This window comes from Serratia grimesii, assembly GCF_900186025.1.
In the GTDB taxonomy this organism is placed as follows: domain Bacteria; phylum Pseudomonadota; class Gammaproteobacteria; order Enterobacterales; family Enterobacteriaceae; genus Serratia; species Serratia grimesii.
The window spans coordinates 4,230,039-4,254,053 of the sequence record NZ_LT883155.1 but is presented as its reverse complement, the minus strand read 5'-3'; the positions used below and the strand labels follow the sequence as shown (position 1 = coordinate 4,254,053).

Here is a 24,015-nt window from a genome sequence, read left to right as displayed (position 1 = left end):
TGGTGGTTTAAGGCGCAGGGGCGCCCGCACAGGCCCGAAGGCCCATGTTGTTGATCGTTATAAAATCAGCGTTGCTTATTGGTGGTTAAATAATTCCAACGGTATTTTCACCACCACTTTGCGAATAGCGCTGGGTTGCTGATTAATACAGGCCGGGCGATGCACATCCTGCGGGAAAAATACCGCAAAATTACCGGGCTGCATGGTTAACCAGGATTCATCCGCGACGTCCTGATAAAAAATAATGTCGCGCTGCGCCAGTAACTCTTGGTGGATCCGGTTATTACCGCGATCTGCCGCCACACCGATCAATTCAGTACCGCTGACCAGAAACTGCACGTCGACATTTTGGCGGTGCACTTCGGGCCGCAGATCGCTCGGTTGCTGGGTGTGTAGATCCAGTACCTGCACCACGTAACCGGTAGCGGGATCTTGATAACGTCCGGCGGGCAGGGCGCTAAAATCCGTGCCTTGCAAATAGGCGATGGCGTGGGCCACCGGTGCCGGGTAGTGTTCCTGCGAAGTATTGGCGATATGGCCGAAGATCATGGTTTTTCTCCTGTTACAGCGCCTGAATGCGCGCCCAGATGCGCTCATCTACCGGGATACCATCACGCATGTTTTCTGCATGAATGCGCGGGAATTTATGCCCTGGCAGACGGATAGCCACCTCTGGGTTATCGCGTTCAGCGTGGGTGATGTAATCCATGATGCGTTGCAGTTTGGCATCGCGGGTCGCGCCGTCGATCAAGCGTTCAATCTCAATGGCAATGAACACTTGCGACACGCCGTACTCGTCGCGGTTGTCTTCAGTGACGTCCGCCACGGACGATCCGCCGGAAAGCAGGGTGGCGATCATATCCAGCACGATCGACAGTGCAGATCCTTTCCAGTAGCCCATTGGCAAAATACGTCGGTTTTCTTCAATGGTGGCCGGATCGCGCGTCAGCTGCCCGTCGTTATCGAAGCCGCCGTCCACCGGCAGGGTTTTACCCGCCAGGCGGTTCAGCTCCAGTGCGCCATAGGAGAACATCGACATCGACATATCCACCATGGTGATCGGATTGCCCGGCACCGCGACGATCAGCGGGTTGGTACCGATACGGCACTCTTTGGCCCCCCAAGGCGGCATCACAGCGATTGAGTTGGTCCAGCAGATACCGATATAGCCTTTCTCCGCAGCTTGCCAGCCATAACCGCCGCCGCGCATCCAGTGATTGGCATTACGCAGTGCCACCAGGCCGATGCCGTGTTGATCGGCTAATTGCATGGCGCGATCCATCATCTTGCGGGCGGTAAGGTTGCCAATGCCCTGATGCGCGTTCCACTGCTCAATAGCCCCCAATGACAACAGCTTACTGGGCTCGGCGTCCGGCACGATATCACCGGCATCCAACTGCTGAATAAAACGCGGGAAACGGTTAACACCGTGGGAGTAAACGCCGCTGGCGGAGGTGTCGGCGAACATACCGGCACAGTCATCGGCAGTGCCTTCCGTCACGCCCCGCGCCAGTAGCACACGTTTGAATTGCTGCTTTAGATCGGTGTAACTCACTCTCATGCTGATTCTCCGCTACGGCGCATTTGTTTGTTTTGTGTTCTTTAAATTTCACTATACGAAATCACATTTCAAATAAATGCTATACCTGCGTTTAAACGAAGTCAAAGCGATGGGAGAGAAAGTTATTTATATAAAACAGTGTGTTAAATTAACTTGATGAATTTGTGATCGACGGCACGTTTTGGGCCGTTGGCGTGCTTCAGACGTGGCAAAGCAGAGCGGAACAGGCCCGCTCTGCGAACATCATTTTCCCCGTTATCCGCGAGTATTCAGTACGATGCGGTATAACGAAGTGGTGGCGGTAATGTACAACTCATTACCGCCCGGCCCGCCGAAAGTGCAGTTAGAGACGCGTTCTGGCACCTCAATCTTACCGAGCTGTTTTCCTTGGCTGTCGAAGATCAGCACTCCGTCTGCACAGCTGCAAAACAAATTACCGGCTTTATCGACACAGAAGCCGTCCGGGAAGCCTGGTGTCACGCAGGTAAAGCGCTGACCGGCATCCAGTTCACGCCCGTTGACCGAATACACTCGCAGTTCACTGCGTCCAAGCGTGGGGAAGTCGACAATCGACATGTCTGCCACATACAGCAGAGACTCATCCGGTGAGAACGCCAGGCCATTTGGTCGCTGTAGATCACTGGCGGCAATGTTCAGTGAGCCGTCACGCGGATCAAAGCAGTAGAGGTAGCAGCCAATCACCTGGCTTTCCGACTTATAGCCCTCTTCGTCACCGGTAATGCCGTAGGGGGGATCGGTAAACCAGATTGTGCCGTCGGAACGCACCGCCAGATCATTGGGGGAGTTGAAACGCTTGCCGTCGACCCGATCGATCAGCATCTGCACTTCGCCGTTATGGTCGGTTCGGCTGATGCCGCGCCGACCGTGCTCGCAACTGATCACTCGGCCTTCAGCATCACGTGCATTGCCGTTGGCATAGTGAGAAGGGGAACGCCACAGGCTGAGCTCCCCCTGTCGCGACCAGCGGAACATGCGGTTGCCCTTCACATCGCTGAACACCATGGCATCCTGTTTCGGCAGCCACACCGGCCCCTCGGCCCAGATGGCCGGTGAGCACAGGCGTTCAAGCTGATGGCCTGCCATCAGTTCATTCATGCTGACCTCCGCTTACTTCACACCCCAGATGGCTTTGTAGTGACCCTGATAATCATTCTGCGGGTCATACAGGTTGTTGCTGCCACCATCGGCAGTAATATTGTCGCGGGTTACCAGATGCGCCGGAGTGACATAACCGGAAGGCGGTTGCTTGGCAAAGGCGCGGTTAAATTCATCCAGCAGTTGCCAGCCGTGCAATTTGAGCGGTTCCGGCACCGTGGCTGACTGGCTGCCGCCGGAGCGGATGCGTTGATAGGCGGAAATAGAGCCATCACCAGCAGAAATACTGTAGGGGGCATTTTTGCCGCCTTTACCGGCAGTTTTCAGGGCGGGCGCCATAAAATCAAAATACAGATCGTTAATGGCCAGTGCGTACTGGAACTGATCGCCGTATTTTTGCAGCAGGCTGAAGGTCATGGCCGGCATACGGTTGGCGGTATCCGCCAGCGGGGTGTCGATAAACTCGACCACCTTACAACCGCTGCATTTACCGATTTCCTCTTTCATCACGTTGGCCTTGTCCAGCGCGATTTGGTATAGCGAATCGGTAAAGATCAACACATTGGCCTTACCGCCGGACTGGACAACGGCATATTGGGCAGCAATACGTGCCACGTCGTTGGAGTCAGAAGTGACGTTATAAAACACGTTATATTTGGCGATCGGCCCCGGTTCCGGTACTGCGTGCCAGGCGGTGAGTATGATGCCCTGCTGAATAGCCTTTTTCAGCGGGATCTTGGCCACGTTGGGGTTCCAACCACCGATCACGATGCCATCCGGTTTCTGGGCGATTGCCTGATTCAGTGACGCCAACTGATCTTTCACCGAGCCGCCGCCATCCAGGGTTTCCAGTTTCCACCCGGCCGCTTTTGCCGCTTCACTCAGTCCTTCCTGCACTCCCTGCACACCGCCGTTTTTCATGTCTGATGCAATAAAGATGATTTTCTTATTGGCCTGCAATTTTGGCCCGCTGGTGGGTCCATCCCACTGGGTTACGCTGGCGGTGGCTTTGGCAACGGCCGCCGTGGCCTGATCGAGATAGGCATCGGCCCAGGCGGGGGAGACGGTGCTGGCCAGCAGCAGGGTTGTGGGTAATATCCAAAGACGTTTCATTCGGTGAGCTCCTGGTTAAGGATTGATCGCTTTTTGGTTATTTTTATCAGCCGTGGTGGCTGGAGTGCGTTGTACCGCTTTTTGGTTGAGCAACCGGCGGCGCTGGGCATAGCCCGCCAGAGTGATGGACAGCAGCAGTGTTGCGCCGTTGAACAGCGGTTCGACCCAGAATTCACCGCCGAACTGCTGAATACCGGCAATGCCGATGGCAAGAATGGCGATGCCGACCACGGTGCCCCAGACGTTAACCCGACCGGGGCGGATGGTGGTGCTGCCGAGGAAAGCGCCGACCAGCGCCGGTAACAGGTAATCCATACCGACGCTGGCTTGACCCACGCCCTGTTCGGCGGCGATCAGTACACCGCTAAAACCGGTCAGTACGCTGGAGGCAATAAAGGCACCGATGGTAAAGCGATTGACCGAAATACCGTTCAGCCGCGCTGCTGCCGGGTTGCCACCGACAGCGTACATACAACGACCCAGCGGAGTGTGTTCAGTGATCAACCACAGTACGATGGCGACGATCAGTACGTAGAATGCCACGATCGGGATCCCGCCGATCTCGGTATGGTGCAGAGCGATAAAGGCGTCGGGTAGATCGCCGACGATCTGCCGGCCGCCGGAATGCCACAGGGCTATGGCATACAGCACGGTGCCGGATCCGAGAGTCGCAACAAAGCTGTCAATATCCGCGAGTGCGACCAGAATCCCGTTCAACAGGCCGTACAAAGCAGAGATCGCGAGTACGGTTAGCACCGCCATCTGCCATGAAAAACCGTATTCCACCTGTAATGTAATAGCCAGGATATGCCACAGCACGATGCCAAAGCCGACATTAAGGTCAATTTTCCCGACGATCATCGGGATGGTTGCCGCCAGTGCCAACAGAGCGATCTTGGCCTTACTGGAGAGGATCGCTTGCAGTGTTAGCATCGACGCGAACGAAGGTGTGATCAGTGAAAACAAGATCACCAGCGCAATGCACAGCAGCAGCAGGCCGTAGCGGGTAAGGACCTGCATCAGCCAAGGGCCGGTACCGTCTTGTGACAGGCTGACCCTTTGCTCCAGTGCTGTTGATTTAACCGATGTTTTAGACATGACCCACCTCAGATTCTAATCTTGTCTCGAGAATTTCCCCGGCGCTGGCAGAAGCCAGTTCCAATAAATTGGCGAATGACACCTGCTGATTTTTCAGCTCGCCGACCACTTCTCCCCGGTTAAACACCAGTGCGCGGTTGCAGATATGGGCGATCTCCTCAAAGTCGTTGGAGATCACCAATACAGCCACGCCTTCCTCCAGGGATTTATTTAACAGATGATAGATTTCAGCCCGTGCACCAACGTCTACGCCAGCAGTAGGGTCTTCCAGGATCAGCAACGGAGCGCTCAGGTGCATCCAGCGCGCCATCACTACCTTTTGTTGGTTACCGCCGGACAGGGCGCTGATATCGATATTGACGTCCTTGGGTCGCACGTCGAACAACTGTACTTTCCACCAGCTGGCGCCGATCTCGGCCCGGCGACTGTAGCGTGACAGCAGCTTGTGGCCGCTGGCACAGGGGTTGATAAACAGGTTTTCACGCACGCTCATCGACATCACCAGGCTCTCGCCGGTGCGATCGCCCGCGACCAGCGATACGCCGCAGGCCATGGCTTGTTGGGGGCTGCTGGCGGTGTAGCTTTGGTTGCGAAAACGGATTTCGCCCTCATCAGCGTGGCGCAGGCCGAACAGCAACCGGCCAATTTCTTCCTGCCCGGCGCCGCGTAGGCCTGCCAGTGCCAGCATTTCGCCAGGTTGCAGATTGAAGCTGACCGGGCCGATATCGCCCACCGTTACCTTATTGAGCTGCAATACAGGTGGTCGATTTTCTGGCAAGGGTTCGCGCTGATCGTCCGCCATGGCTTCACCTACGATCATCTGCACCAGATCACGCAGTGAGTAGTCGGCGGTATTGCCACCTGCTACGTAGCGCCCGTCACGCATGACACAGACCCGGTCGGCAATTTCGATCACTTCGTCCAGTCGGTGGGTGACGTAAATCATGCCGACCTTTTTGTCACGCAGCCGGTTAATCACTGCGAACAAGTGGCGTACGTCGTTGGCGGGCAGCGAGGCGGTGGGTTCATCCAGCACCAGCAGTTCGGCGTTAACCGCCACGGCACGGGCTATCGCCAGCAACGATTTTTCAGTGCGCGACAGCTCGAATACTCTGGCATCGGGATCCAACGCTATGCCGACATCCTGAAGTGCCTGAACAGCACGGCGGCGGATAGCACGCCAGTCGATCAGGCCGAAGCGGCGTGGAAAACCCATCACCAGCGCCATGTTTTCCGCTACCGTCATCCATTCGATCAGCCCAAGATCCTGATGGATAAAGGCAATAGGCTGGCGGCTGTCACTTTTTATCGCTGCGGCGGAGGCTATGCTGGCCCCTTGAAACTGGATGTCGCCGCTATCGCGTGGGTAAACCCCGGCCAGCACTTTGATCAGTGTCGATTTGCCTGCGCCATTTTCGCCCAGCAGGGCCAGCACTTCACCTGGCATCACCTGCAGGCTCACGTCATTCACGGCGACGTTGCCGCCAAAGCGTTTAACAATATGGCTGAGGGTAAGGATGGGTTGTTCCGCATTATCTGGTGTTGTCATGTGATGCGTCCCTGGTACCTGCATACGCGATCGGCGTGTGCGAATTGGTGTTTATATCATCATTAAATTTCAACATGCGAAATTCAATTTCAAAAATAATATGCCGAACGCCGATCTAAAGCAAAGCCAGAGGTGTTTTAATTATTGTTTTAAAACAAATGGTTATTTATCTCTTTGCGGAATTGTGACGTATAACTCACTTCGGAAGTTAGCGAAATGTTGCGCATTTTCAACCCGCTACGGACAATGAAACGGCGTTCCGTCTTCACCTGATGCGGGCCTTGGGGTAACATTCTTGGCAAAGAGCCCGTTTACTACGCCGTGGCGTTGGCTGGCGGCTCGATACTGGAGAAATTGCGCTATGAGCCTGAAAGCTGTCGACGAGAAAGATGACAAGAAAGACAAACCCTTGGGTAGCCAAAGCCTGTTCCGTGGTTTGCAACTGATTGAGATCCTGAGCAACTTCCCTAACGGCTGCCCACTGGCGCACCTGTCTGAGCTGGCCGGCATGAACAAAAGCACTGTCCATCGTTTGCTGCAAGGGCTGCATACCAGCGGTTATGTCACCCAGGCACCTTCGCCCGGCAGTTATCGACTGACCACCAAGTTTATTTCTGTCGGGCAAAAGGCGCTTTCTTCGCTGAATATCATCCATGTTGCTGCGCCCCATCTGGAACAGCTCAATCTGGAAGTCGGGGAGACGGTAAACTTCTCCAGCCGCGAAGATGATCATGTCATTTTGATCTACAAGCTGGAGCCGACGACCGGCATGATGCGTACCCGTGCCTATATTGGCCAGCATATGCCGCTGTATTGCTCGGCGATGGGCAAGATTTTTATGGCCTACGGCAACAGTGATTATCCCGATCACTATTGGCAGACACATCAGCATGAAATCCAGACGCTAACGCGCAATACCATCACCGAACTGCCAAAGATGTATGACGAACTGGCCGATATTCGCCTGCGCGGCATGGCAATGGATCGTGAAGAGAATGAGCTGGGTGTATCCTGCGTGGCGGCACCGGTGTTCGATATCCAGCAACGGGTTCCCTACGCCGTATCCGTTTCGTTACCCACCGCCAAACTGCAACAGATTGGTGTTAATGCCTTGATTAAACCCGTGTTGGCGACCGCCCAACGCATTTCTCAAGAGCTGGGGTTTGTCATTCCTGCCTAGTATTAGTATTTCTGATAGTTGATTAGAAATATCAATTTCACCTAATAATTTTTTCCTCATATGATGCGCGTGTTGACCGACACGCGCCGCTGAATGGCGTTTTTTTCTGTGAGGAATTCCATGTTAGCTGTCTTTTTGCAGGGTTTTGCCCTGAGCGCGGCGATGATCCTGCCGCTGGGCCCGCAAAACGTTTTTGTGATGAATCAGGGGATACGCCGTCAGTATCATTTGATGATCGCGTCACTGTGCGCATTGAGCGACATTGTGTTGATCTGCGGCGGTATTTTTGGCGGTAGCGCCTTACTGAGCCGTTCGCCGTTGCTGCTGGCATTGGTCACCTGGGGCGGCGTGGCCTTTCTTTTATGGTACGGCTGGGGCGCATTTCGCACCGCATTCAGTCGTCACTTGACGCTGGCGACGGCGGAGGAGTTGAAGCAGAGCCGTTGGCGACTGGTAGTCACCATGTTGGCGGTGACCTGGCTGAACCCACATGTTTACCTTGATACTTTTGTTGTGCTGGGCAGCCTTGGGGGACAACTGGCACCGGATGTGCGTTCCTGGTTTGCACTGGGGGCGGTGAGTGCTTCCATCGTTTGGTTTTTCGCGCTGGCGTTGCTGGCCTCTTGGCTGGCACCGTGGCTGAAAACTCAAATGGCGCAACGTGTCATCAATACGCTGGTCGGCGTGGTGATGTGGGGCATCGCCTTGCAGTTGGCCTGGCAGGGGGCAAGTTTATAAGAATTTGTCACTAATCCGAATTCAAAAGCCCGTGCGTTATGCTACGTTTGATGCCAAGGAACCGGCTGCTCTCGGTAGAGAAAGGTCGGTAATCAGTTACAGCCTGTCATCAAGGAGACACTGTGAAGCTTAAAGCATTGGCTATGGCCGCAATGATTGGATTAGGGACATTACCTCTGGCGCTGCAAGCGGCTGAAGTGCCGGAAGGGCCGCACGTGGTGACCTCAGGCACATCTAGCGTTGATGCGACACCAGACATCGCCACTCTGGCGATCGAAGTCAGCGTATCCTCCAAAGACGCTGCACAGGCGAAAAAGCAGGTCGATGAGCGTGTCGCGCAGTACTTTGATTTCCTGCAAAAAAACAACATTGAAAAGAAAGACATCAGTGCTGCTAACCTGCGCACTCAGCCAGAATATGATTACCTGAAAACCGGTGAGTCAGTGCTGAAAGGCTACCGTGCGGTACGCCAGGTGCAGGTGACGCTACGCCAGTTGGATAAGTTGAATGAGCTGCTGGACGGTGCACTGAAATCTGGCCTGAATGAGATCCGCGCCGTGGAATTGGGTGTGGCAAAACCGGATGTGTACCGCGAGCAAGCACGTCAAAAAGCTATCGAGAACGCGACGCAACAGGCAGCTTCATTGGCAAAAGGCTTTAACGCTAAACTGGGGCCGGTCTACAGCATTCGTTACCATGTCGCTAACTACCAGCCGATGCCAGTAGCGCGTATGTATAAATCTGCGGGTGCAGCAGCGGAATCTGACGCAGCGCAAACCTACGAACAGCAGAGCATTCACTTTGATGATCAGGTGGATGTGGTGTTTGAGCTGCAGCGTAACGCAGCACAATAATATACCCGTCATACTTGAAGCAGCATCTGTGTTGGCTGCAGGCAGTCACCCCAGTCACTTACTTGAGTAAGCTCCTGGGGACTCCTGCCTTGGCCGCGTTACTCGGCAAAGCCTCGCCCCGTTGGGGCCAGCGCAAGCGCTGTTCAACAAAACTGTGGTTTTGTTGTGATGCAACTCCAATTATTTAGGGTATAAGATTGGTTTTTCAGACGACGGATTAAGCCGCGTAAGGGCTAAACCTGTAGGGGTCGAACATGTTCGACCTGATTTGACCTATTGATTATGCAATAGGGCGCAGCATGCTGCGCCCCTACCATGAAATAACCGCACAACCTTTTCTATTTAATCCTGTCGCAGAACCTGGCGGCCGTGCTCAAGCAGGGCATCTGTCACTTTACGCATCATGCGGCTTTCCGGCGCGAAGCGGTGCCAGAACAGCATGCGGCGCTGGAACAAGCCCGGTGTCAGATCGATAAGCTCGCCTGAATCCAACTCTTTCTCAATCTGCAAATGCGGAATCATGCAGCAGGTGGTGCCCTGGCGTGCCAACTGCACGAAGGCTTCCGATGAGTTCACGATATGGCAGGGGACGCTGCCCGGCGACAGATCAAAGTTTTGCTGTAGGAAGGCCTGATGCATATCGTCGAGATGATCGAACGCGACCGCAGGCGCTTTTAGCAGCGCGGAGCGCGTAACGCCATTCGGGAAGTAACGCTCGGCAAAGCCTTTTGAGGCGACAAACAGATAATCCAGTGCACCCAGTTGATCTACCAGACAGCTTGGCAGCGGCTGTGGCTGAATACTCACTGCGCCCACCACTTCGCCGCGCCTCAGGCGTTCCTGAGTACGTGTTTCGTCTTCTACCTGGAGATTGAGACGGATAGGAGAGTCGGTCAGTACCGGTTTTAGGGCCGGCAGCAGCCAGGTTGCCAGGCTGTCGGCGTTGACCGCCAGCGACAGCAGCAGCGGCGTATCAATGCCGGTGTCGTTACCCAACCATTCTTCTTCCAGTAACTCAACCTGATGCAGCAACGCCAACAGTTTCTGGCCCTGTTCGGTCGGTCGTGGTGGCACGGTGCGCACCAACAGCGGTTGGCCGAACAGGTTTTCCAACTGCTTGATGCGCTGGGATACTGCCGATTGGGTGATACAAAGTTTTTGCGCGGCGCGCTCAAAGCCACGCTCACGGATCACCGCGTCCAGCGCTTGTAGCGTTCGATAGTCTGGGCGTTTCATCGGAAAGATATCCCTTAAAGTAAATTGATACAGGCACTATGCCACATCTCTGGTGTTTTACAGGTGGAAAATCATCGGGCTATATTGCCGCGATGCGCCTAAAAATGCGGCTTAAGGCAAAGAAGTGTGATCCTGCCTGAGTGAAAAAGAGTGATTTACCCTATAATACGCACACGTTTTCGTACAGAGGCAAGGGACATATTATGACGCAGGATGAACTGAAAAAAGCGGTTGGCTGGGCAGCGTTGGATTACGTTACCCCAGGCACCATCGTCGGTGTTGGCACTGGCTCGACCGCCGCCCATTTTATTGATGCGCTCGGCTCGATCAAGCACCAAATTGAAGGGGCGGTGTCCAGCTCTGACGCTTCCACGGCCAAGTTGAAAAGCCTTGGCATCCACGTGTTCGACAGCAATGAAGTAGATTCACTGGATATCTATGTCGACGGTGCGGATGAAATCAACCGTCAGATGCAGATGATCAAAGGCGGCGGTGCTGCGCTGACGCGTGAAAAAATCATTGCCGCCATTGCGCGCAAGTTTATCTGTATCGTCGATTCGACCAAGCAGGTCGACGTGCTGGGCAAATTCCCATTGCCGGTGGAAGTGATCCCGATGGCGCGCTCCTACGTCGCACGTGAGCTGGTGAAACTGGGCGGTCTGCCGGAGTATCGCCAGAATGTGTTGACCGATAACGGCAACGTGATCCTCGATGTACATAACCTGAGCATCGTCGATGCCATTGCGTTAGAAAACAAAATTAACGGTATCGCTGGTGTTGTCACCGTCGGTCTGTTCGCCAACCGTGGTGCTGATGTGGCGCTGGTTGGGACACCTGAGGGTGTGAAGGTCGTCCAATAACCGAAGGTGCCTTTGGGGCGTCCCCTGCATCGCACCTTTGTATGCGGTCTTGGATCCTACCGGACCGCATAATTCACTGGCTAAAACATCTTTTATTAAAAGCGCTAAATTTGGTGACATATGTCACATTACGGGCGTTAGCTCCACGAAGCTCCTGTCTAATTCTTTCCCTTTGGCATTTTCTGCCAGAAACCACCGACAACGCTGAGCCTTGTACTGACGGGCGGGCAATCGTTTGTATTGCCGCCTGCGTTATTTTTGTTATGTTGGATGGGTGCTGTTTAACAACAGCCGCTTCTGAAGTCTGAACATAGGGTCGGGTAAATGGCAAAAGTATCATTGGAGAAAGACAGGATTAAATTCCTGTTGGTGGAAGGGGTTCATCAGAGCACGGTAGATAATCTGCTGGCAGCCGGATATACCAACATTGAATATCACAAAGGTGCGTTAGACACCGAATCGCTTAAGGCATCCATTCGCGATGCTCACTTCGTCGGCATCCGATCGCGTACGCATCTGACCGAAGAGGTTTTCGCTGCCGCAGAAAAGCTGGTGGCGGTGGGCTGTTTCTGTATCGGTACTAACCAGGTTGATCTGAAGGCGGCGACCAAACGCGGCGTTCCGGTGTTTAACGCACCTTTCTCTAATACCCGATCCGTGGCCGAAATGGTGCTGGGCGAACTGCTGCTGCTGTTGCGTGGTATTCCGTCCGCTAACGCCAAGGCGCACCGCGGTGAATGGCAGAAACTGGCCGTTGGCTCGTTTGAGGCACGCGGCAAGAAGTTGGGGATTATTGGCTACGGCCATATCGGCACCCAGTTGGGCATTCTGGCCGAAGGCTTGGGCATGAAAGTGTTCTTTTACGATATTGAGAACAAGCTGCCATTAGGCAATGCCCAGCAGGTACGTCACCTGTCTGATCTGCTCAACATGAGCGATGTGGTGACGCTGCATGTGCCGGAAACCCTGTCGACCAAGAACATGATGGGCGCAGAAGAGTTGGCGCTAATGAAGCCAGGTTCTATTCTGATCAACGCTTCACGCGGCACTGTGGTTGATATCCCTGCGCTGTGTAACGTACTGGCCAGCAAACATTTAGCCGGCGCGGCGATCGACGTATTCCCGGAAGAGCCTGCAACTAACAGCGAGCCGTTTAACTCACCGCTGTGCGAGTTCGATAATGTGATTCTGACCCCGCACATTGGTGGTTCTACGCAGGAAGCGCAGGAAAATATCGGTGATGAAGTGGCTGGAAAACTGGCGAAATACTCCGACAACGGGTCGACACTGTCTGCGGTCAACTTCCCGGAAGTGTCGCTGCCTGCACACAGTGCTAACGCAAGCCGCTTGCTGCATATTCATGAAAACCGCCCTGGCATACTGACGCAAATTAACCAGATTTTCGCGGAAGAAGGGGTGAACATTGCTGCGCAGTATCTGCAAACTGGCCCGGAAATCGGTTATGTGGTCATCGACATTGACGCAGAAACTGAACGTGCCGACGCTGCACTGCAACGTATGAAGGCGATTGCCGGCACCATCCGTGCTCGCTTGCTGCTCTGATTGAAAGCGTTTTGACAAAAAGGCCGGATTACTCCGGCCTTTTGCTATTTAGCTATCTGCCAAACCCAATTCTGCGACGGGGTCACGATCTCCGGCAGCGGGATATCCCAATGTTCCGCCGGTATCTGTTCCACTTGTTGGCAATCATGAGCTAACCCGATGGGGTAAGGACCTGTTTGCTGCCAGTTTTGCAGGGTTCGATCATAGAATCCGCCGCCCATACCTAAACGCTGGCCCGAGCTGTCAAACGCCACCAATGGCGTCAACACCACGTCGAGTGACCCTACCGGCACGACGTTACGCACATCGAGCTGTGGCTCAAGGATATTGAAGCGGTTGCTAATCAGTGGTGTTTCCGGGGTATAGCGCAGAAATAACAGATTCCCTGGGCTAAATGGATGCAAGACCGGCAGGTAAACATGTAAACCTTGTCGCCATAGCCGTTCAATCAGCGGGCGGGTGTCTAGCTCGCCATCAAACGACAAAAATACCGCAATGCTTTGTGCTGCCAGAATACGTGGATGTACCGCAATGCGTTCAGCCGTCTGCAATGCAAAGGTGTGTTGTTGTTCAGGCGTTAAAGCGCGTCGACGCTGGCGGATTTGATGTCGGATATCTTGCCGCTGTTGGGCATATTGGGCTTGAAAAGACATAGTCAGCACACATACCGCTGAGGAAGGGGAATCTCCGAGATGCCGTCGCAGGCTGTAACCCTTGAACCCATGGTTCAAGGTGAACGTGCTGTCGCAATCTTAAGGCTTCTCGGCGGGCCGAGCATGCACACCGATCGCGGATCATCACATTCTGTTGGTACTAAATATCGGCTCAGGGGACTGGCCCGCTGGCGAACATCTCAGAGAAATTTTTTACTCGTTGCCGAAACCTTGGATTTCAGCAAATTAAGTTATTCGAATTGTGCATCCTGACGTTCAGAGATGCGACCTTGTTCAAGCAACGCTTGTTCAATGGTCTGTTGCAGCATACGAATGCGTTGTTCCATATTGGACGCATAATCACGGGTTTTCAACCGTTCTTGAGCAAGTTCGTGACAAACGTTCAATGCTGCGATGAAAACGAGCTGCTCAGTATTTGTGACTCTAGTGCGAACTTTAAGATCTTGCAACCGTTCGTTAAGATCGACCGCTGCCATGTTCAACGCATCTTGTTGTTCTGGCGGGCAATTGACTCTTAAAGAGCGACCAAAAATTTGAATATCTACTGGTTGTGCAGACATGCCACCTTCCTGCCTAAATTTCGCGCCAGCCCCAGCCTACCCTTACCGGGCCAACCAAAGCGGGCGCCACTATATATACCTAGGTACCAAGATACAACCCCTTTTTCAGTACCTGGTTGTAATCTACTGTGACAGACATTACCAGTCAAAAAAGGGTTTCAAAATGCGTATTTAGCGTCATTTTGATCCTTGCCGGCAGTGTGTGAGATCTGACACATCACGATTATAACTAGCCACTGAGGTGTCGCGCTTATCTGGTACAGCGACGGACCTTGGTGGTAGCATAACACGAACTTATCCTGCCAACGATGACGAATGCGCATGTCTATACAGAATACATTTCCAAGTTACCAATCTTTGACCGTTGCCCTTAACCAGCAAGCGGTGGCATTAACCGCAGCAGAAATGCACGGCCTGATCAGCGGCCTGCTGTGCGGTGGCAGCCGTGACGCCGGCTGGCAATCGCTGGTCTATGATCTGACGAATGAAGGCGTGGCCTTCCCGCAGGCGCTGAGCCTGCCATTGCAGCAACTTCATGAGATTACGCGTGAAACGTTGGAAGACGACGATTTCATGTTCCAACTGATGATGCCGGAAGGCGAAACGGTCAGCGTGTTCGACCGCGCGGATGCTCTGGCCGGTTGGGTGAATCATTTTCTCCTCGGGCTCGGCATGATGCAGCCGAAATTGGCTCAGGTGAAAGACGAAGTGGGTGAGGCGATCGACGATTTGCGCAATATCGCCCAGCTCGGTTATGACGAAGACGAAGACCAGGAAGAGCTTGAGCACTCTCTGGAGGAAGTGGTGGAGTATGTTCGTGTTGCCGCCATTTTATGCCATACCGAATTTACCCGTCGCAAACCAACGGCGCCGGAAAATGCCAAGCCGACCTTGCACTAAACATCCGAATTCACGTCCTTAGATGGCCGTGAGCACAGGCAGATTGATTTCAGGAGAAGGTGATGACTCAGCAGGAATTCAACAGCCGCCGTCAGGCGCTGTTGGCGAAAATGGCTCCGGCCAGCGCGGCAATTATTTTCTCTGCGCCGGAAGCAACGCGCAGTGCAGACACAGAATACCCTTACCGTCAGAACAGCGATTTCTGGTATCTGACTGGTTTCAACGAGCCGGAAGCGGTGTTGATTCTGGTGAAGAGCGACGAGACGCATAACCACAGCGTACTGTTTAACCGGGTGCGTGATCTGACGGCAGAAATCTGGTTTGGCCGCCGCCTGGGACAAGATGCTGCCCCGGCGAAACTGGGCGTGGATCGTGCGCTGTCGTTTGATGAAATCAACGAGCAATTACCCCTGCTGCTCAACGGTCTGGACGTGGTTTACCACGCGCAGGGCCAATATGCTTATGCCGATCTGATCCTGTTCTCGGCGCTAGACAAGCTACGCAAGGGGTTCCGCCAAAACCTGCAGGCACCGGCGACTATGACGGACTGGCGTCCATGGCTGCATGAAATGCGTCTGTTCAAGTCGTCTGAAGAGATGGTGATAATGCGCCGCGCTGGTGAGATCAGTGCATTGGCACATACCCGTGCGATGCAGAAATGCCGTCCCGGTATGTTCGAATATCAGCTTGAGGCGGAGATTCATCATGAATTCACCCGCTCCGGCGCCCGCTATCCGTCTTACAACACCATCGTCGGTGGGGGTGAGAACGCCTGCATTCTGCACTACACCGAGAACGAAAGTGAATTGCGCGATGGAGACCTGGTGCTGATCGACGCAGGCTGTGAGTATAAAGGTTATGCAGGTGATATCACCCGTACCTTCCCGGTCAACGGCAAATTCAGCCGACCGCAGCGCGCGGTGTATGACATCGTGCTGGCGTCACTGACGCGGGCATTGGAGATGTTCAAGCCGGGTATCAGTATCCGTGTCGTGAACGACGAAGTGGTACGTATCATGATTACCGGGCTGGTTGAGCTGGGGATCTTGAAAGGCGAAGTGGAGCAGTTGATTGCCGAGCAGGCGCATCGCCAATTCTATATGCATGGTCTGGGGCACTGGCTGGGGCTGGATGTGCATGATGTCGGCCATTATGGCACGCCAGACCGTGACCGTACGCTGGAGCCGGGCATGGTGCTGACTGTTGAGCCGGGGCTGTATATTGCGCCGGACGCAGATGTGCCAGAGGAATATCGTGGCATGGGCATTCGTATTGAAGACGACATTTTAATCACCGCGACCGGCATTGAGAACCTGACTGCCAGCGTAGTGAAAGACGCTGAGGCCATAGAAGCACTGATGGCGGCGGCAAGGTAATAGCATGAGTGTAATCATCGTTGGTGGCGGTATGGCGGGCGCAACGTTGGCGCTGGCTATCTCGTCACTTACTCAGGGACGATTGGCGGTTGATTTGGTCGAAGCGACCCGGCCAGACGACCGCAGCCATCCGGGATTTGACGCCCGTGCCATTGCCTTGGCGCAGGGCACTTGTCAGCAGTTGACGCGCATCGGCGTTTGGCCGGCGTTGCGTGACTGTGCGACGGCCATCACCCAGGTGCACGTTAGCGATCGCGGCCACGCCGGGTTCGTTAATTTGCACGCGGAGGATTATCAGGTCGACGCGTTGGGGCAGGTGATTGAGCTGCACGATGCAGGCCAACGGCTGTTTGCGCTGCTGGCCAAGGCGCCTGGTGTTACGCTGCACTGTCCGGCCCGAGTGGTCGATGTTGTACGCACGGCAGAGCAAGCCGAGGTGCTGCTGGATAACGGTCAGCGTATCAGCGGGAAACTGCTGGTAGCGGCAGATGGGTCGCGCTCGGCACTGGCGCAGGCCTGTAATGTGCAGTGGCAGCAAAGTGACTATCCGCAGTTTGCTACCATAGCCAATGTCACCACCGCCGAGCATCCGCAGGGGCGTGCCTTTGAACGTTTCACCCGCTACGGGCCTTTGGCGCTGTTACCCATGTCGCAGGGGCGCAGTTCTCTGGTGTGGTGCCACGCGCGTGAAGATCGCGAACAGGTCGATGCGTGGGACGATGAGCGTTTTATCGGTGAATTACAGCAGGCATTTGGCTGGCGCTTGGGACGCATCCTTCGTGCCGGTAAACGCCACAGCTATCCGCTCAGTCTGCTGACGGCCAACCAACATGTCAGCCATCGGCTGGCACTGGTGGGGAACGCCGCACAGACGTTGCATCCGATCGCCGGTCAGGGCTTCAATCTTGGCCTGCGGGACGTGATGTCGCTGGCAGAAACGTTGGCAGAAGCGCAGCATGCTGGGGAAGACCCTGGCGGTTATGCGTTGCTGAGCCGTTATCAGCAACGGCGGCAGCAAGATCAGCAGGCGACCATTGGTGTGACGGACGGTTTGATCCGGTTGTTTGCCAATCGTTACGGTCCCTTGGTGGTTGGCCGCAATCTGGGCCTGATGGCGATGGCCCAGTTACCGACGGTGCGTGATGCCTTTGCCAAGCGAACCTTGGGCTGGGTAGATCGCTAAGCGGTTTCTAAGTCAGGGCGCAGCGTGCTGCGCCCAAATTGCTGTGCAATGGCTGCATAGCGAGTCATTTAAGGAAATTAAGCAGCATGCAATCATTTGACGTGGTTATCGCCGGTGGCGGTATGGTGGGGCTGGCAATGGCCTGCGGTTTGCAGGGCAGTGGCCTGCGCGTTGCCGTGCTGGAGCATCAGCAGCCAGATATGACGCCGCCGCAGCCACAGCCAGCACTGCGTGTATCCGCTATCAACGCCGCGAGCGAGCGTTTGCTGCAACACATTGGCGTGTGGGACGAGATCCTCAACCTGCGTGCCAGTGCCTATAACGCGATGGAAGTGTGGGATCGCGACAGCTTCGGCAAGATTGCCTTCCGCGGCGACGAGTGTGGCTTCAGCCACCTCGGCCATATCATTGAAAACTCAGTGATCCAGCAAGCCTTGTGGAAGCGGGCGGAGAGTTTGAGTGATGTCACGTTGATCACTCCGGCGAAGCTTAAGCAAGTCGCCTGGGGCGAAAACGACGCTTTTATCACGCTGGAGGATGGCCGTATGCTGACCGCCCGGTTAGTGATTGGAGCCGACGGTGCCCATTCCTGGTTGCGCCAGCATGCTGATATCCCATTGACCTTCTGGGACTACCGTCATCATGCGTTAGTTGCCACCATCCGTACCGAAGAGCCACATTTGGCGACGGCGCGGCAGGTGTTTCATGGCGATGGCATTCTGGCGTTTCTGCCGTTCAACGATCCGCATTTAAGCTCGATCGTGTGGTCAGTGTCGCCGGAAGAGGCTGAACGCCTGAAACAATTGGAACCAGAGCAGTTCAACCGTGAGCTGGCGATGGCGTTTGATTTACGCCTTGGCACCTGTACCGTGGAAAGTGAACGTCAGACCTTCCCGTTGACCGGGCGTTACGCCCGTAGTTTTGCCGCACACCGTTTGGCATTGGTAGGGGATGCGGCACATACCGTGCATCCGCTGGCTGGCCAAGGGGTCAACCTGGGCTTTATGGATGCCGCGGAGTTGATTGCTGAGCTGCGTCGTTTGCAACGTCAGGGCAAAGACATTGGTCAGCATCTGTATTTGCGTCGCTATGAGCGCCGCCGTAAGCACGGTGCCGCGGTCATGCTGGCCAGTATGCAGGGGTTCCGCGAGCTGTTCGATGGCAACCATCCTGCGAAGAAACTCCTGCGTGATGTTGGACTACGGTTGGCTGACAGCCTGCCTGGCGTGAAGCCAAAATTGGTACGTCAGGCGATGGGCCTGAACGATCTGCCAGAGTGGCTGGCCTGACGACAGCCTGAGAGAGGCCGTCAGGCCTCTCTGTCTCCTATCTTTGTATGATCACACTCGCCAACAGTGCAGGCCTGCGCCTCATATTCATCGCTTTTTCCTATATAACCCTTCATTTGAAATAATCTAATTTCAGGTCAATTTTCCCATTACTTTTTCTAATCCCATAATGAGTTATCAAAAGTCTAAATCCCGCACCAGGCCGTATATTTGTTATATAACTTCGGATTTTTGGTGCTTTAATTGTTGGTTTTGTGCCTTAAAGCGCAGTTTTACAGTTAAAAACTCTGCACACTAACCCGGATTTTTACTGGCCCTGAACGGCGTTAAGCCTATTTTAACTTATGGTTAATGTGGTCGTTCGGTGATAACGTCAGAACAAAGGTATCGTTTGCGTCGCGGCGGTTAGCCGTCTTTGGGCGCTATCATCGTAATGTTAAATACCCTAAATAATTCGAGTTGCAACGCGGCGGCAACCGATCGAGCACGATGAGCTTATATAAGTAAGTGATTCGGGTGAGAAGAGCAGCCAACAAAGAGGCGGCTTGAATTATGACGGGGATTTGTGGAGTGAGGGAAAAGATGGCAAAGCAAACCCCATTGTACGACCAGCACGTGGCGTGCGGTGCGCGTATGGTAGATTTTCATGGCTGGATGATGCCACTGCATTACGGCTCCCAGATCGATGAGCACCACGCCGTGCGTCAGGATGCCGGTATGTTCGATGTCTCCCATATGACCATTGTGGATCTGCACGGCGCCCGTACCCGTGAGTTCCTGCGTTACCTGCTGGCGAACGATGTCGCCAAGCTCACTCAGCCGGGTAAAGCGCTGTATACCGGCATGTTGAATGCGTCCGGCGGCGTGATCGACGACCTGATCGTTTACTTCCTTACTGAAGATTATTTCCGCCTGGTGGTGAACTCCGCCACGCGTGACAAAGACCTGGCCTGGATCGAAGAGCATGCAGCTCCGTACGGCGTAGCCCTGACTGTGCGTGACGATCTGGCGCTGGTTGCGGTGCAAGGCCCACAGGCCAAAGAGCGTGCCGGTACCTTATTTACCCCAGAACAAAAAAATGCGGTTGAAGGTATGAAGCCGTTCTTCGGCGTACAGGCCGGAGATCTGTTTATCGCGACCACCGGTTATACCGGCGAAGCGGGTTATGAAATTGCGCTGCCAAAAGAGCAGGTCGTGGATTTCTGGCAGAAACTGCTGGCTGCTGGCGTTAAGCCTGCGGGCCTGGGCGCGCGCGACACATTGCGTCTGGAAGCGGGCATGAATCTGTACGGGCAAGAGATGGATGAAGGTATTTCGCCATTGGCTGCCAATATGGGCTGGACTATTGCCTGGCAGCCGGAAGATCGTCAGTTCATTGGCCGCGACGCGCTGGAAAAACAGCGTGAATTAGGCACAGAGCAACTGGTCGGCTTGATCATGACGGAAAAAGGCGTATTACGTAATGAGCTGCCAGTACGTTTCACTGATGCAGCAGGCCAAACGCAAGAAGGGGTGATCACCAGCGGTTCATTCTCACCGACTCTGGGGTTCAGCATTGCCCTGGCTCGCGTGCCTGCTGGTATTGGCGAACAGGCTATCGTACAGATCCGCAACCGCGAAATGCCGGTTAAGGTCACCAAGCCTGGATTCGTGCGTGCCGGCAAGCCGCTGACTAATTAACTTTTTATTGGTTATTCCCCAAGGATTTTGTGCAGTAGCCAACAACGCTACGGTGTGAAAGACGCAGGGAAATTATTTCTTCGAAGGAGTATTGGGCGATGAGCAATGTGCCAACTGAATTGAAGTATGCAACATCCCATGAGTGGGTGCGTGACGCAGGCAATGGCGAATATGTTGTAGGCATTACCGAACACGCGCAAGAACTGCTGGGTGACATGGTGTTTGTCGACCTGCCAGATGTGGGCGCGACCGTTTCCGCTGGTGAAGACTGTGCGGTTGCCGAGTCGGTGAAAGCCGCCTCCGACATTTATGCCCCTATCAGCGGTGAAATCATCGCGGCCAACGATGCGCTGGAGAGCTCTCCGGAGCTGGTCAACAGCGATCCGTACGGCGAAGGTTGGTTGTTCCGCATTAAGGCTTCCGACCCTGCCGAGCTTGGCAACCTGCTGGATGCCGCAGCTTACCGGGCCTCGATCGACGAGTAACCGTTGCAACGCCCCGGGCCTTTTGGCCGGGGCGTTTTAGTTATAGATCAAGCTATATCCCGTAATCCCGTACCACGTAAGAATTCAGGAATTTGTAGCAATGACTCAGACACTCAGCCAACTTGAACACAGCGAAGCGTTTATCGAACGTCACATCGGCTCTTCTGCAGAACAACAGCAGCAGTTGCTGGAAGCGGTGGGCGCACGCTCGCTCAACGCGCTGATCCAACAGATTGTGCCGGCAGATATTCAACTGCCTGCGCCGCCGCCGGTGGGCGATGCGGCTACTGAACATCAGGCGCTGGCCGAACTGAAGGCGATTGCCTCGCAGAATCAGCGCTACAAATCCTATATCGGTATGGGTTACAGCGCGGTGCTGACGCCTCCGGTGATCCTGCGTAATATGCTGGAAAACCCAGGCTGGTACACCGCTTATACCCCTTATCAGCCAGAAGTATCACAGGGCCGTCTTGAGGCGCTGTTGAACTTCCAGACAGTGACCCTTGATCTGACCGGTCTGGATCTGGCATCCGCTTCATTGCTGGACGAAGCCACAGCCGCAGCCGAAGCGATGGCGTTGGCCAAGCGCGCCAGCAAGCTGAAAGATGCTAACCGTTTCTTCGTCGCTGATGATGTACATCCTCAGACGCTGGACGTTGTACGCACCCGTGCTGAAACGTTTGGCTTTGAAGTCATCGTCGATAAAGCTGAAAAAGTATTGGAGCTGCAGGGCGTGTTTGGCGTGCTGCTGCAACAGGTCGGCACCACGGGTGAGCTGCACGATTACAGCGCACTGCTGGCCGAACTGAAAAACCGTAAAATTGTCACCAGCGTGGCTGCTGACATTATGGCGTTGGTGCTGCTGACTGCACCGGGCAAACAGGGCGCAGACGTCGTATTCGGTTCCGCACAGCGCTTTGGCGTACCGATGGGCTACGGCGGTCCGCATGCTGCCTTCTTCTCTTGCCGTGATGAATTCAAACGCTCAATGCCGGGCCGTATCATTGGGGTTTCTCGCGATGCTGCCGGTAACACCGCACTGCGTATGGCGATGCAAACCCGTGAGCAACATATTCGCCGTGAAAAGGCTAACTCGAATATCTGTACCTCGCAGGTACTGCTGGCCAATATCGCCAGCCTGTATGCGGTGTACCATGGTCCACAGGGCCTACAGCGTATCGCTGGGCGCATTCATCGTCTGACCGACATTCTGGCCGCTGGGTTGCAACAGGCTGGCCTGCAACTGCGCCACAAAACCTGGTTTGACACCCTGACGGTGGAAGTGAAAGACAAGGCTGCGGTACTGGAACGCGCGTTGAGCTTCGGTATCAACCTGCGCACCGATATTCATGGCGCAGTGGGCATCACGCTGGACGAAGCCACCTCACGTGAAGACGTACAGACCCTGTTCGCCTTGCTGGCCGGTGACAACCACGGTCTGAACATTGACGCACTGGACGCGGCAGTGAGCAAAAACAGCCAGTCGATCCCTGCCGGTATGCTGCGTCAGGAACCTATCCTGACTCACCCCGTATTTAACCGCTACCACAGCGAAACCGAGATGATGCGTTATATGCATCGTCTGGAACGTAAAGATCTGGCACTCAATCAGGCGATGATCCCATTGGGTTCATGCACCATGAAACTGAATGCCGCTGCGGAAATGATCCCGATTACCTGGCCTGAGTTCTCCGAGCTGCATCCGTTCTGCCCACCAGAGCAGGCGGCAGGTTATCAGCAGATGATCGGTCAGCTGTCACAATGGTTGGTGCAATTAACCGGTTACGATGCGGTTTGCATGCAACCGAACTCAGGTGCGCAGGGTGAATACGCCGGTCTGCTGGCAATCCGTCGTTACCATGAAAGCCGTAACGAAGCGGGCCGTCATATCTGTCTGATCCCAAGCTCTGCCCATGGTACCAACCCGGCTTCTGCTCAGATGGCAGGCATGAGTGTGGTCGTGGTGGCGTGCGACAAGAATGGCAACATCGATCTGCACGATCTGCGCATTAAGGCAGAACAAGCGGGTGAAGAGCTGTCTTGTATTATGGTGACTTACCCGTCGACCCACGGCGTGTATGAAGAAACCATCCGTGAAGTGTGCCAGATCGTCCATCAGTTTGGCGGCCAGGTTTACCTCGACGGCGCCAACATGAATGCTCAGGTGGGTATCACTACCCCTGGTTATATCGGTGCGGATGTTTCTCACCTTAACCTGCATAAAACCTTCTGTATCCCGCACGGCGGCGGTGGCCCAGGTATGGGGCCAATCGGCGTTAAAGCACACCTGGCACCGTTTGTTCCGGGCCACAGTGTGGTGCAAATTGACGGTGTCACAACCCAACAGGGCGCGGTTTCTGCAGCACCGTTCGGCAGCGCCTCTATTCTGCCAATCAGCTGGATGTATATCCGCATGATGGGCGCGGAAGGGTTGAAGCAAGCAAGCCAGGTCGCGATTCTGAATGCTAACTACATTGCGACTCGCCTGAAAGACGCTTATCCGGTGCTGTATACCGGCCGTGATCACCGTGTGGCGCATGAATGTATTCTCGACATTCGTCCACTGAAGGAAGAGACCGGCATCAGCGAAATGGATATTGCCAAACGTCTGATTGACTACGGTTTCCATGCACCGACCATGTCGTTCCCGGTTGCGGGTACGTTGATGGTTGAGCCAACCGAATCAGAAAGCAAGGTGGAACTGGATCGCTTTATCGACGCGATGCTGGCTATCCGCAGCGAAATCGATCGTGTAGCGAAAGGTGAATGGCCATTGGAAGACAACCCACTGGTGAACGCGCCACACATTCAGGCTGAGCTGGTCAGCGACTGGCAGCATGCCTATAGCCGCGAACTGGCCGTGTTCCCTATCGCCGGTGTGCGTGAGAACAAATACTGGCCGAGCGTGAAGCGTCTGGATGACGTGTACGGCGATCGTAACTTGTTCTGTTCTTGCGTGCCGATGAGCGAATACGAATAACACATTCGGCAAAGCGGATG

21 protein-coding genes and 1 other RNA gene are annotated in these 24,015 nt (G+C 54.6%); 12 read left to right on the top strand and 10 right to left on the bottom strand.

Annotation, left to right across the window (positions count from 1 at the left end; genetic code table 11):
• Positions 1–75: 75 nt before the first annotated feature.
• From SGBXF1_RS19970 to SGBXF1_RS19945, 6 genes are all read right to left on the bottom strand, one after another.
• Complete coding sequence (locus tag SGBXF1_RS19970; protein WP_130381959.1) at positions 76–549, bottom strand: NanQ anomerase/TabA/YiaL family protein; 474 nt, start codon at positions 547–549, stop codon at positions 76–78.
• A 13-nt stretch (positions 550–562) separates the two neighbouring features.
• A complete protein-coding gene (gene yiaK, locus SGBXF1_RS19965; protein ID WP_186427430.1) occupies positions 563–1,561 on the bottom strand; it encodes a 3-dehydro-L-gulonate 2-dehydrogenase in 999 nt (332 codons plus the stop codon).
• A gap of 255 nt (positions 1,562–1,816) precedes the next feature.
• The gene (locus tag SGBXF1_RS19960) at positions 1,817–2,677 is read right to left on the bottom strand and encodes an SMP-30/gluconolactonase/LRE family protein (protein WP_186427429.1); all 861 of its coding nucleotides are present in this window, start codon (positions 2,675–2,677) and stop codon (positions 1,817–1,819) included.
• Between the two features lie 12 nt (positions 2,678–2,689).
• A complete protein-coding gene (locus SGBXF1_RS19955) occupies positions 2,690–3,790 on the bottom strand; it encodes an ABC transporter substrate-binding protein (protein WP_037418217.1) in 1,101 nt (366 codons plus the stop codon).
• 15 nt (positions 3,791–3,805) lie between these two features.
• Positions 3,806–4,888: an ABC transporter permease gene (locus tag SGBXF1_RS19950; RefSeq protein WP_130381955.1), complete on the bottom strand. Its 1,083-nt coding sequence runs from the start codon at positions 4,886–4,888 to the stop codon at positions 3,806–3,808.
• Complete coding sequence (locus SGBXF1_RS19945) at positions 4,881–6,437, bottom strand: sugar ABC transporter ATP-binding protein (protein WP_186427428.1); 1,557 nt, start codon at positions 6,435–6,437, stop codon at positions 4,881–4,883. Before SGBXF1_RS19945 ends, SGBXF1_RS19950 begins: the two co-directional genes overlap by 8 nt.
• A 361-nt stretch (positions 6,438–6,798) precedes the next feature.
• Here SGBXF1_RS19945 and SGBXF1_RS19940 point away from each other — a divergent pair, with 361 nt between their 5' ends.
• From SGBXF1_RS19940 to SGBXF1_RS19930, 3 genes are all read left to right on the top strand, one after another.
• The gene (locus tag SGBXF1_RS19940) at positions 6,799–7,617 is read left to right on the top strand and encodes an IclR family transcriptional regulator (protein ID WP_037418222.1); all 819 of its coding nucleotides are present in this window, start codon (positions 6,799–6,801) and stop codon (positions 7,615–7,617) included.
• Between the two features lie 120 nt (positions 7,618–7,737).
• Positions 7,738–8,355, top strand: a complete 618-nt coding sequence (argO, locus tag SGBXF1_RS19935) for an arginine exporter ArgO (protein WP_037418224.1) — start codon at positions 7,738–7,740, stop codon at positions 8,353–8,355.
• A gap of 122 nt (positions 8,356–8,477) precedes the next feature.
• Entirely contained in the window at positions 8,478–9,209 is a 732-nt protein-coding gene (locus SGBXF1_RS19930) for an oxidative stress defense protein (protein ID WP_073963488.1), read from the top strand.
• Positions 9,210–9,551: 342 nt separating this feature from the next.
• Here the strand turns inward: SGBXF1_RS19930 and SGBXF1_RS19925 are convergent, their stop codons facing one another.
• Positions 9,552–10,445, bottom strand: coding sequence for a LysR family transcriptional regulator ArgP (locus SGBXF1_RS19925; RefSeq protein ID WP_037418226.1), 894 nt, complete (start codon positions 10,443–10,445; stop codon positions 9,552–9,554).
• A gap of 203 nt (positions 10,446–10,648) precedes the next feature.
• Here SGBXF1_RS19925 and rpiA point away from each other — a divergent pair, with 203 nt between their 5' ends.
• A complete protein-coding gene (gene rpiA / locus SGBXF1_RS19920; RefSeq protein ID WP_037418229.1) occupies positions 10,649–11,305 on the top strand; it encodes a ribose-5-phosphate isomerase RpiA in 657 nt (218 codons plus the stop codon).
• Between the two features lie 324 nt (positions 11,306–11,629).
• On the top strand, positions 11,630–12,868 hold the full coding sequence (serA, locus tag SGBXF1_RS19915) for a phosphoglycerate dehydrogenase (RefSeq protein ID WP_037418231.1): 1,239 nt from the start codon (positions 11,630–11,632) through the stop codon (positions 12,866–12,868).
• Between the two features lie 44 nt (positions 12,869–12,912).
• Here the strand turns inward: serA and SGBXF1_RS19910 are convergent, their stop codons facing one another.
• From SGBXF1_RS19910 to zapA, 3 genes are all read right to left on the bottom strand, one after another.
• Complete coding sequence (locus tag SGBXF1_RS19910) at positions 12,913–13,521, bottom strand: 5-formyltetrahydrofolate cyclo-ligase (RefSeq protein ID WP_186427427.1); 609 nt, start codon at positions 13,519–13,521, stop codon at positions 12,913–12,915.
• A gap of 27 nt (positions 13,522–13,548) precedes the next feature.
• Positions 13,549–13,731, bottom strand: a non-coding RNA gene (gene ssrS / locus SGBXF1_RS19905) — 6S RNA.
• 41 nt (positions 13,732–13,772) lie between these two features.
• Positions 13,773–14,102 (bottom strand): cell division protein ZapA, encoded by a 330-nt coding sequence (gene zapA / locus SGBXF1_RS19900; RefSeq protein WP_012146623.1) that lies wholly within the window; start codon positions 14,100–14,102, stop codon positions 13,773–13,775.
• 321 nt (positions 14,103–14,423) lie between these two features.
• Here zapA and SGBXF1_RS19895 point away from each other — a divergent pair, with 321 nt between their 5' ends.
• From SGBXF1_RS19895 to gcvP, 7 genes are all read left to right on the top strand, one after another.
• Complete coding sequence (locus SGBXF1_RS19895; protein WP_082797647.1) at positions 14,424–15,002, top strand: YecA/YgfB family protein; 579 nt, start codon at positions 14,424–14,426, stop codon at positions 15,000–15,002.
• Positions 15,003–15,064: 62 nt separating this feature from the next.
• Positions 15,065–16,378 (top strand): Xaa-Pro aminopeptidase, encoded by a 1,314-nt coding sequence (gene pepP, locus SGBXF1_RS19890; protein WP_186427426.1) that lies wholly within the window; start codon positions 15,065–15,067, stop codon positions 16,376–16,378.
• A gap of 4 nt (positions 16,379–16,382) precedes the next feature.
• The gene (gene ubiH, locus SGBXF1_RS19885; protein WP_186427425.1) at positions 16,383–17,561 is read left to right on the top strand and encodes a 2-octaprenyl-6-methoxyphenyl hydroxylase; all 1,179 of its coding nucleotides are present in this window, start codon (positions 16,383–16,385) and stop codon (positions 17,559–17,561) included.
• An 86-nt stretch (positions 17,562–17,647) separates the two neighbouring features.
• Complete coding sequence (gene ubiI / locus SGBXF1_RS19880) at positions 17,648–18,850, top strand: FAD-dependent 2-octaprenylphenol hydroxylase (protein WP_061808408.1); 1,203 nt, start codon at positions 17,648–17,650, stop codon at positions 18,848–18,850.
• 582 nt (positions 18,851–19,432) lie between these two features.
• A complete protein-coding gene (gene gcvT, locus SGBXF1_RS19875; RefSeq protein WP_037418244.1) occupies positions 19,433–20,530 on the top strand; it encodes a glycine cleavage system aminomethyltransferase GcvT in 1,098 nt (365 codons plus the stop codon).
• A gap of 98 nt (positions 20,531–20,628) precedes the next feature.
• On the top strand, positions 20,629–21,015 hold the full coding sequence (gene gcvH / locus SGBXF1_RS19870; RefSeq protein ID WP_061808409.1) for a glycine cleavage system protein GcvH: 387 nt from the start codon (positions 20,629–20,631) through the stop codon (positions 21,013–21,015).
• A gap of 100 nt (positions 21,016–21,115) precedes the next feature.
• Positions 21,116–23,995, top strand: a complete 2,880-nt coding sequence (gcvP, locus tag SGBXF1_RS19865; RefSeq protein WP_037418250.1) for an aminomethyl-transferring glycine dehydrogenase — start codon at positions 21,116–21,118, stop codon at positions 23,993–23,995.
• Positions 23,996–24,015: the final 20 nt, after the last annotated feature.

What these genes read in the sequence shown, in the direction of transcription:
- SGBXF1_RS19910 (WP_186427427.1), bottom strand. Translation starts at nt 13,521, where the DNA reads ATGTCTTTTCAAGCCCAATATGCCCAACAGCGGCAAGATATCCGACAT.
- gcvH (WP_061808409.1), top strand. Translation starts at nt 20,629, where the DNA reads ATGAGCAATGTGCCAACTGAATTGAAGTATGCAACATCCCATGAGTGG.
- ubiI (WP_061808408.1), top strand. Translation starts at nt 17,648, where the DNA reads ATGCAATCATTTGACGTGGTTATCGCCGGTGGCGGTATGGTGGGGCTG.
- SGBXF1_RS19925 (WP_037418226.1), bottom strand. Translation starts at nt 10,445, where the DNA reads ATGAAACGCCCAGACTATCGAACGCTACAAGCGCTGGACGCGGTGATC.
- SGBXF1_RS19950 (WP_130381955.1), bottom strand. Translation starts at nt 4,888, where the DNA reads ATGTCTAAAACATCGGTTAAATCAACAGCACTGGAGCAAAGGGTCAGC.
- rpiA (WP_037418229.1), top strand. Translation starts at nt 10,649, where the DNA reads ATGACGCAGGATGAACTGAAAAAAGCGGTTGGCTGGGCAGCGTTGGAT.
- SGBXF1_RS19960 (WP_186427429.1), bottom strand. Translation starts at nt 2,677, where the DNA reads ATGAATGAACTGATGGCAGGCCATCAGCTTGAACGCCTGTGCTCACCG.
- pepP (WP_186427426.1), top strand. Translation starts at nt 15,065, where the DNA reads ATGACTCAGCAGGAATTCAACAGCCGCCGTCAGGCGCTGTTGGCGAAA.
- SGBXF1_RS19955 (WP_037418217.1), bottom strand. Translation starts at nt 3,790, where the DNA reads ATGAAACGTCTTTGGATATTACCCACAACCCTGCTGCTGGCCAGCACC.
- yiaK (WP_186427430.1), bottom strand. Translation starts at nt 1,561, where the DNA reads ATGAGAGTGAGTTACACCGATCTAAAGCAGCAATTCAAACGTGTGCTA.
- gcvP (WP_037418250.1), top strand. Translation starts at nt 21,116, where the DNA reads ATGACTCAGACACTCAGCCAACTTGAACACAGCGAAGCGTTTATCGAA.
- SGBXF1_RS19970 (WP_130381959.1), bottom strand. Translation starts at nt 549, where the DNA reads ATGATCTTCGGCCATATCGCCAATACTTCGCAGGAACACTACCCGGCA.
- SGBXF1_RS19945 (WP_186427428.1), bottom strand. Translation starts at nt 6,437, where the DNA reads ATGACAACACCAGATAATGCGGAACAACCCATCCTTACCCTCAGCCAT.
- ubiH (WP_186427425.1), top strand. Translation starts at nt 16,383, where the DNA reads ATGAGTGTAATCATCGTTGGTGGCGGTATGGCGGGCGCAACGTTGGCG.
- argO (WP_037418224.1), top strand. Translation starts at nt 7,738, where the DNA reads ATGTTAGCTGTCTTTTTGCAGGGTTTTGCCCTGAGCGCGGCGATGATC.
- serA (WP_037418231.1), top strand. Translation starts at nt 11,630, where the DNA reads ATGGCAAAAGTATCATTGGAGAAAGACAGGATTAAATTCCTGTTGGTG.
- SGBXF1_RS19895 (WP_082797647.1), top strand. Translation starts at nt 14,424, where the DNA reads ATGTCTATACAGAATACATTTCCAAGTTACCAATCTTTGACCGTTGCC.
- zapA (WP_012146623.1), bottom strand. Translation starts at nt 14,102, where the DNA reads ATGTCTGCACAACCAGTAGATATTCAAATTTTTGGTCGCTCTTTAAGA.
- gcvT (WP_037418244.1), top strand. Translation starts at nt 19,433, where the DNA reads ATGGCAAAGCAAACCCCATTGTACGACCAGCACGTGGCGTGCGGTGCG.
- SGBXF1_RS19940 (WP_037418222.1), top strand. Translation starts at nt 6,799, where the DNA reads ATGAGCCTGAAAGCTGTCGACGAGAAAGATGACAAGAAAGACAAACCC.